Raw genomic sequence first — 8,170 nt, 5'->3', positions numbered from 1 at the left:
GGCGACCTGATGTGGGGCGGCGGGCAGGCCCTGCTGGCTGGCGAGGTCGGCGACGACCTGCTAGCCGGTACGGCGGCTCTGGCAATCCAAGGGGCCGTCGGCGGAGATGCCCGTCTCAGCGTGGGCGGACCCGATGAGCCGCGACCCTTCTTCCCGACACAGTTCGCCCCGGGCATGCCGGCTGTGCCCACCGTTCCCAGCGGGCTGACCTTCGGGTCGGACGCCAGCATCGCCGGGAATCTGGAATACACCTCGACCCAGGCCGCCAGCGTTCCTGCCGGCGTGGTTGGCGGCCAGACATTGTTCACCCAGGGAACCAACCAGCAGGCCGAGCGTCGAGAGACGCTGTCCGCCGTGTCCTACCTGCTGGGCAGACTGCGTCGCTTCCTGGCCTTGCTCCTGGTCGGCTCGCTGTTGCTGTGGCTCGCCCGCCGGCCGCTCAAGCGAAGTGTTGAGACCCTCGAAACGCAGCCCTTGGCCAGCTTGGGATGGGGTCTCCTGGCGATGGTGCTGATCCTGACGGCCTTCGTGGCGGTCCTGGCGTTAACTATCCTCCTGGCGGGAATCTTCGGCCTGTTCACCCTGCAGGCACTGGCCACGACGGTCGTCTTCCTGGGCATGCTCGTCCTCGCAGGCCTGCTCCTGGCTGCGGCCGTGGCGATCGTGTGGCTGGCGCCGATCGCAGTCAGTGTGTGGATCGGGCGACGAATCCTAGGCAAGTTCCGGCCGAGCGCAGCCGGCGGGCGTTTTGGCCCGTATGTGCTTGGGCTTCTGGTGTACGTTGTCGTGGCAGGCATTCCGTGGATCGGCCCACTGGTGGCATTGGCCGTCGCCGTCTGGGGGCTGGGAGCATGGGCGCTGGCCGTAAAAGACCTTCGCCATGACATCCGGGTGGAGGCCGCACCGGAACCCTCCTGGTTCTAGCCGTTCTCCGTCAGCAAGGTCAGCAAGGTCTTACAGTGCGGGGCGTCATGCCCCGCACTTGCTTTCCTGAGGTGCGAATGCGTGCGGAATCGTGTAAGCCAGCACCGGCCGGGGCGCAACCGCTTTCCGTCCATAACGTACAGAGGCTGAGAGAGAACGAACGAAGGAGCGTGGGATGGCAACTGAGATTCGCCGCCTGTATCGAAGCCGAAGCGAGCGGATGTTCGCCGGTGTGTGCGGTGGGCTGGGCGGGTACTTCGACGTCGACCCGACGCTGGTCCGAGTGCTGTTCGTCGTGTTGGCCCTCGCCGGCGGCCCAGGCTTGATTGCCTACCTGTTGCTGCTGATTCTCGTTCCGATCGAGCCCCTGCCTGCTTCTTCGACGACCCCGGCCTCCTGACGGGCGCACGGCCTCCCTGCCTCGGCACCGGCTCAGGGGGATGCTCCGGCTGGTGCCGAAGGCTTGCAGCGCCGCAGAGTGCGGCGAGAGACTCCCGCCACGCCGGTGCCGGGATTGGCCATCCCTGACTACGGCGCTGCTCCACAGGCTCCCCGGAACCGGTGGAATCTCACCCCTTCAGACCCCGGCAAGCGGCCTAGGGGTTAATCCTTCCCTAACACAAATGTGCTAGAACTGGGCCTGTAGTGAAACCGTAAGGCCACTGGACCCCGAATGTCCATACCATATATATAGGGCGGGGCCACGAAGGAAACCTGGATATGGTGGATTGTAGGATGGACACTCTCGTGAAGGTGGAGGCTAGGCCGATACGGCGCAGATGGGTTGGCCGCAGGCATGGCTCGCGGCCAGAGGCTGGGCCCGGCTCGGTCGGCGAGGTCTACGTCGAGCCGGATGGCATGGTGGACGTGGCGTTGCGCGAGCTGGGTGCCCGGCTGGCGGTCGATGACCCCGACTCCCCCGAATCCCACTCGGCTGGCTGACCTCGTCTCGCGCTCGCCGAAGGCCCGCAACACACTTCCCAAGCTGACCGATGATCCAGCGTTGGCGTCCGCACCGTCTGCTATAATCGCTCTCCCATGACGCTGACCCTCGATGAAGTCCGGCATATCGCCCGCCTGGCCCGATTGTCGCTGACGCCCGCAGAAGAGCAACGCTTCCAGCAGCAGCTGTCGTCGATTCTGGAGCATGCCGCCCGTCTCTCCGGGGTGGACACCACCGCCATCCCGCCGACGGCTAGCGTGCTCCCGGTCCAGGCCCGCTTACGCCCGGATGTACCCCTGGAGTCCGCCAACCGTGAGCGCATTCTGGAGAACGCACCCGACGCCGAGGGCGAGCTCTTCCGCATTCCTCCCGTCTTCGACGCCTGAGGCCTGAACGGACTGGGCACCGACCGGCCACCGGCATGACTCGACTGACAGATCTCACCCTGCTGGAAGCCGCCGCCGGGCTGCGGGCCGGGCAGTTCTCGGCGCGCGAACTGGCGCAAGCCCACCTGGATCGAATCGCTCTCCTCGATGAACACCTGCATGCCTACCTGGCGCTGACGCCGGAGCTGGCGCTATCGCAGGCGGACCAGGCTGATTCCCATCTAGCCCAGGCCCGACGGCAAGGCTCCGGCGACCTGCCGCCGCTGATCGGGTTGCCGATGGCCGTTAAGGACGTGCTGTGCCTTGCGGGGGTACCCACCACTTGCGGTTCGCGCATCCTGGAAGGGTTCCGACCTCCGTACACGGCGACCGCCGTCCAACGACTGCTCGACCAGGGCGTGGTGGTTCTGGGCAAGGCCAACACCGACGAATTCGCCATGGGGTCGTCCACCGAGAACTCGGCCTATGGCGTCACGCACAACCCCTGGAGCCTGGAGCGCGTCCCCGGCGGGTCGTCCGGGGGACCAGCGGCCGCCGTCGCCGCCGGGCTGTGCCTGGCTGCGCTGGCCACCGACACCGGCGGCTCGATCCGCCAGCCGGCATCGTTTTGCGGCATCACCGGACTCAAGCCCAGCTACGGCCGGGTCTCGCGCTACGGTCTGATTGCCTATGGCTCATCGCTGGACTGCATCGGCGGTCTCGCCCGATCGGCGGCCGACCTGCTGCCGATTTACCAGGGCATGGCCGGATTCGATCCGCTGGATTCGACCTCACGCCAGGACGTCCTGACCCCGATCCCGCTGGAAGGCGATTTGCGGGGCGTGCGAATCGGCGTCCCCCGCGAGTACTTCATCGAAGGCATCCACCCCGACGTCGAGGGCGGCGTCCGCCAGGCCGTCGAGACGCTGGTGGCATTGGGCGCGCAGGCCGTGCCGATCAGCCTGCCGCACACCGACCTGGCGCTTCCGGTGTACTATGTGATTGCCCCGGCGGAGGCCTCCGCTAACCTGGCCCGCTACGACGGGATCCGCTTCGGACCCCGCCTTCCCGGGCAGGAGTTGCTCGACCAGTATCTGGAGACGCGCGGCCGCCTGTTCGGCCCCGAGGTCAAACGCCGGATCATGCTGGGCACCTATGCCCTGTCGGCAGGCTACTACGACGCCTACTACGGCCAGGCCCAGAAAGTGCGCACCCTGATCAAGCAAGACTTCGATCTGGCATTTCAGCAGGTTGACCTGATCGGCTGTCCGGTCGCGCCGACGACTGCTTTCGCCATCGGCGCTCACGGAGACGATCCGCTGGCGATGTACCTGGAAGATGTGTTTACGCTTCCGGCCAACCTGGCCGGCGTTCCGGGGATGGCTTTCCCGGTCGGCCGGGACGCCGACGGACTGCCGATCGGCATGCAGTTGATGGCGCCGGCCCTGGGCGAAGCGGCGCTCTTCCAGGCGACGCACGCCTACCAGCAGGCAACCGGCTGGCACAAGGAGCGGCCCCCCCTATGAGAATCGTGATTCCCATGGCCGGCTACGGCACGCGCCTGCGTCCGCATACGTGGTCCAAGCCCAAGCCGCTGGTCTCAGTGGCCGGCAAGGCCGTGCTGGGCCACGTGCTCGACATGTTCGCCGACTTGCCGGACGTCGAAGAGGTCGTCTTCATCGTTGGTTACCTCGGCCGTCAGGTCGAGACCTACGTGGCCGAGCACTACCCCCGCCTACAGGCTCGCTATCTCGAACAGACCGAGATGCTCGGCCAGTCGCATGCCGTGTGGCTAGCGCGCGAGTATCTGCACGGACCGATCCTCACAATCTATGTCGACACCCTGATCGACACGGACTTTTCCAGCCTGCAGCCGGATCGGCCTGAGGCTGTCGCCTGGGTCAAGGCCGTGCCGGATCCGCGCCGGTTCGGCGTGGCCGAGGTGCGGCCGGATGGCAGCGTGCGCCGCCTGGTGGAGAAGCCTGAGGACGCCAGCAACAACCTGGTCGTCGTCGGCGGCTATTTCTTCCCGCAGGGAGAAGCGCTGCTATCGGCCATCGAGAAGCAGATGGCGAGCGGCCAACGCCTGCAGGGCGAGTTCTTCCTGGCCGACGCCATCAACATCCTGCTCGATGAGGGCCTGAAGATGCGCACCGCTCCGGTCGACGTCTGGCTGGATTGCGGCAATGCCGACAGCCTGCTGGAGACCAACCGCCACCTGCTGGCGACCGGCAGCGACAACTCCGCCCAGGCCGCCACCCGCCAGGGCGTGGTGATTGTGCCGCCGGTGTATGTCGATCCGTCGGCCGTGGTGCAGGAGTCCGTCATTGGACCCCATGTCAGCATCGGGGCCGAGTGCGAGATCGTGCGCTCGGTGATCCAGGACTCGATCGTCGATGCCGGATCGCAGATTCAGGGCGCCAGCCTGGCCGGTTCCCTGATCGGCCGCGAGGCGCGGGTGATCGGCCGCCAGCAATCCCTTAACGTGGGAGACTCCTCCGAAATCGGGTTCGCCTAGTCGATCAGGTTCGAGCACCTAGCCCGCTGGGTGGAAAGCATCTGGCCTCAGGCGGACGTTCCGCCGATAGACCGGCGAGCGGCAGCCGAAGCGCAATCGGCCTGCCGCCAAGCCTCAGCCGCCAGCCTCTTCCCGGCTGGCCTGAATAGCCAGGTCGATGTACAGCGCCGCCGTCCAGCCGAAGGTCGAGGCCGCCTGCGGCGGCCTCTCCCCGGTCAGCGGATGGTAGTACTCATACAGGTCCGGCCCGCGACTGACGAGCTCGAGCGTCCTGCGCCGAAGCTCCCGGGCCTCGTCCTCCAGCCCGCTGCGCCGCAAGCCCTCGATCATCAGGTAGTTGACGTTGATCCAGGTCGGCCCGCGCCACATCGTCTGGGCGTCGAAGGCCGGGTCGTTCAGGGCCACGGTCGGGATCGGGAAGCGCGGCCAGAAGCCGTGCTCGTCCGTCAGATGCGCCGCGAGCCTGCGGGTGACCTCGGCAGGCATCCGGCCGGTGATCAGCGGGAACAGGCTGAAGGGGGTGCGCACGCCGATAGGCTTGCCGTCCCGCCGAGCCCAGAATAGGCCGGCTGCCGGGTCCCACAAGTGCTTGATCATGCGGTTTGCCATGTCGTCGGCCCGCTGCGCCCACACCCGGGCGTCTTCTGACTCCCCGAGCACCTCGGCGATCCTGGCCAGCGACTCCTGTTGCAGGCATAGATACGTGTTCAGGTCCGGCGACTCCACCGGCATCCCCTCGTCCCACAAGGGGCTATCGTCGAGGCCGGACGAGTACGGGTGCTGGTATTCGCACAACCCATTCTGGTCGACGTCGTTGTTCTCGAACCACCAGCGGTTCGACCTGACCAGCGGCTCGTAAATCTCGTCCAGGAACTCCCGGTCATGGTCGTGCTGGAACAGCTTCCAGGCCGCCCAGGCGATCAGTGGCGGCTTGGTGACGTCGGCCTCGACGGGATAGCCAAGATGCGTCACGATTCCTTCGTCGTGGACAGCATCCGGAATCATCCCGTCGTCCCGTTGGTGGTCGAGCAGAATCCGCAGCTGGTCCTGCGCCAGCCTGGGTTCAACGTGACGGTAGGCCAGGGCGTGGAAGAAGTTGTCCCACTGCCACGAGCCCACATAGTGCAGCTTGGAGGGGGTCATCACCTCGCGGGTGACGAAGTAGCGCGAGGAGATCAGGCCGGCGCGCATCGTCCACCAGGCGTAGTAGTACTGCGGCCGAAGCGCCTCGGCGACGACCGGCACGGCCGCAAACCACTCGTGCCAGCGGCGCTCCGCCGCCTGCAGCACGCCTGCGATCGGGGGGACCCAGCGGTTGAAGCCCAGCCGGGGCGTGAGGTTGAGCAAGAGGGCCCGGCCGCCAGCGGAGGCGTCTACGGTCAGTCGGATCAGCTGACGACCTGTGCCGCCGTCGCTGGTCTCATTCCTCAGGACTCCGGCATTGGTGGTGTAGGCCAGGTTGCGCCGGATCTCGCCAGTCAAGCGCAGCACGCCCCCCCGCCGATCGGTCTGGACTTGATCTAGATAGGCCCGGAAGGTCACGCCGCAGTGGGCGCTGGGCAGGGAGACCAGCAACGTCTCGCTGTCGACAAACACGAACTGGAATTCGCCGATCCGGGTGCGGCAGGTGATGCAGTGCGGGAAGGTGGTGATCTCCACGGCCAGCGGCTGCCCGCCGCCATCCGTCAACTGCAGGCCCTCCACCATCGAAGGGCGCACACGGTAGGCGGCCAGCTCGAGTTCCCGTTTCAGCCAACGCTCCGCCAGGCGGATGGCGAAACCCTCTCCATTCCGGAGCACCATCAACCGCGAGCCGCGCTCGGTGAACGGGATTCGATCGAGGTCTATCCGATCACGTAGCAGCAAGAGGAAGGACGATCTTGTCTCATCCATGGGACGCTTCATCCGTCCGCAGCCATCTCACCTGATACGGCGCCAGGGGAATCCTACGAGGGTCCTCCATGTGCTCCCCGCTCAGCAGATCGTGCATCGCCCTTCCGCGAGCCACGCCGACGACGGTCTGTGCCTGCGATCGCAGATTATGCAGGCACAACACCGGCTCTTCCCCGAGCGGCGAAGCCCGCCACAGCGCCAGCACCGCCTCTCCCGCCGGCGCCACCTCCTGGCTTCCATGGGGATGAAAGCCCTTGCAGGCTGCACGCACCCTCAGCAGGCGCAGAAAGCGGTCGAGGACCTGCCGCCGCAGCGTACCGTCCTGGGCAAGCTCGGCCTCGAGGTCGGCGCGCCTCAGCTTCTGGCGGTTGATGGTGCGTTTCATGCCGGAGCCCCGGAAGCCCTCCGGCCAGCCGCGGGATCCGAACAGGCTGTGGAAGTAGATGCCGGGCACCCCGCGCAATGCGAGCATGATACTCTGCGCCACCATGAACCGATCCACCTGAGTTTGCAGCGCCTCTGAGGGAGAATCCGACAGGGCGTCGAAGTAGTTGACATTCAGCTCGTACGGGCTCTCGGACCCATCCGGATTCCGCTTGGCCGATACTTCCCCGCCTCGGTGCAGCACCCTCTCCACCAACGCCTCGATCTCGCTCGCCGGCAGGATCCCGAGGGCGGGGTTGAGCCCAATGCCATCGTGGCAGGCAAGGAAGTTGAAGAACGTCACTCTGGGCGACGGCAGAGTCAGGCCGGAGACCCAGTCCGCCAACGCCGCGCTGCTGCCTCGCCACAGAGCATGCAGCACCAGCGGCGGCAGAACAAAGTTGTACACCCACTGAGCTTCATTCTGTCCGTCGCCGAAATATGAGACGTTCTCTGCGTGCGGGACGTTCGTCTCGGTCACCAGCTTGACGTGCGGCGCAACTTCATCCAGGACCACCCGCAGCAGCTGCACGATCCGGTGCGTCTGGGCAAGGTGGATGCACGCGGTGCCAAGTTCCTTCCACAGGTAGGCGATGGCATCCAGGCGGATCATGCTCGCCCTGTGGGCGACGTACTCCAGCACGACCCCGACAGCCCTCAACAGCACCTGCGGGTTGCCGAAGTTCAGGTCGACCTGGTCGGCACTGAACGTGGTCCACACTTGCTTGTCTCCGCCGGAGGCGGCGAAGACCGTGCCCAGCGGCGTTGTGCGCGGGCGCACCACGTGGCTCAGGTCGGCCTCGCCCGCGATCTCGATGAAGAAATCACGGTGCCCGGGCTCGCCTCGCAGGTAAGCCTGAAACCACTCGCTCTGCGAAGAGGCGTGGTTCAGGACGGCATCGATCATCAGGCGCCGGCGCTCAGCCAGGCGGTGGATATCGTCCCAGCTTCCCAGCGCCGGATCCACCCGCAGGTAGTCGACGACCGAGAACCCATCGTCGGACGAGGACGGGAAGAAAGGCAGGACGTGGATTCCGTTGACGACCTGCCCGACGTGGGCATCGAGGAATTCACCCAGGCAAGCCAGCGGCGTTACGCCCGGCG

Annotated in this window: 8 protein-coding genes; 6 read left to right on the top strand and 2 right to left on the bottom strand. The window is 66.3% G+C overall.

Annotated elements, in window-relative coordinates; translation table 11 throughout:
- The 6 genes from MUO23_11090 to MUO23_11065 form a co-directional block, all read left to right on the top strand.
- Positions 1–924 (top strand): hypothetical protein (locus MUO23_11090; protein ID MCJ7513501.1); only part of this gene is annotated, 924 nt, incomplete at its 5' end.
- A 175-nt stretch (positions 925–1,099) separates the two neighbouring features.
- Positions 1,100–1,324 carry a PspC domain-containing protein gene (locus tag MUO23_11085; GenBank protein MCJ7513500.1) on the top strand — a complete coding sequence of 75 codons (225 nt, stop codon included), beginning with the start codon at positions 1,100–1,102 and terminating at the stop codon, positions 1,322–1,324.
- A gap of 335 nt (positions 1,325–1,659) precedes the next feature.
- A complete protein-coding gene (locus MUO23_11080) occupies positions 1,660–1,866 on the top strand; it encodes a hypothetical protein (protein ID MCJ7513499.1) in 207 nt (68 codons plus the stop codon).
- Positions 1,867–1,962: 96 nt separating this feature from the next.
- Complete coding sequence (gatC, locus tag MUO23_11075; protein ID MCJ7513498.1) at positions 1,963–2,253, top strand: Asp-tRNA(Asn)/Glu-tRNA(Gln) amidotransferase subunit GatC; 291 nt, start codon at positions 1,963–1,965, stop codon at positions 2,251–2,253.
- A 35-nt stretch (positions 2,254–2,288) separates the two neighbouring features.
- A complete protein-coding gene (gene gatA, locus MUO23_11070) occupies positions 2,289–3,758 on the top strand; it encodes an Asp-tRNA(Asn)/Glu-tRNA(Gln) amidotransferase subunit GatA (GenBank protein ID MCJ7513497.1) in 1,470 nt (489 codons plus the stop codon).
- Positions 3,755–4,750, top strand: coding sequence for a sugar phosphate nucleotidyltransferase (locus MUO23_11065; protein ID MCJ7513496.1), 996 nt, complete (start codon positions 3,755–3,757; stop codon positions 4,748–4,750). The genes gatA and MUO23_11065 overlap by 4 nt, the downstream gene beginning before the upstream one ends.
- A 114-nt stretch (positions 4,751–4,864) precedes the next feature.
- On the opposite strand, the gene MUO23_11060 is transcribed toward MUO23_11065, so the two are convergent.
- Together MUO23_11060 and MUO23_11055 are read right to left on the bottom strand one after the other, a co-directional pair.
- Positions 4,865–6,643 carry a hypothetical protein gene (locus MUO23_11060; GenBank protein MCJ7513495.1) on the bottom strand — a complete coding sequence of 593 codons (1,779 nt, stop codon included), beginning with the start codon at positions 6,641–6,643 and terminating at the stop codon, positions 4,865–4,867.
- Positions 6,636–8,170 (bottom strand): sugar phosphorylase (locus MUO23_11055; GenBank protein ID MCJ7513494.1); only part of this gene is annotated, 1,535 nt, incomplete at its 5' end. The genes MUO23_11060 and MUO23_11055, both read right to left, overlap by 8 nt.

It is taken from the genome of Anaerolineales bacterium (assembly GCA_022866145.1).
Taxonomy (GTDB): Bacteria; Chloroflexota; Anaerolineae; order Anaerolineales; family E44-bin32; genus PFL42.
This window is presented reverse-complemented; position numbering and strand designations above follow the sequence as displayed.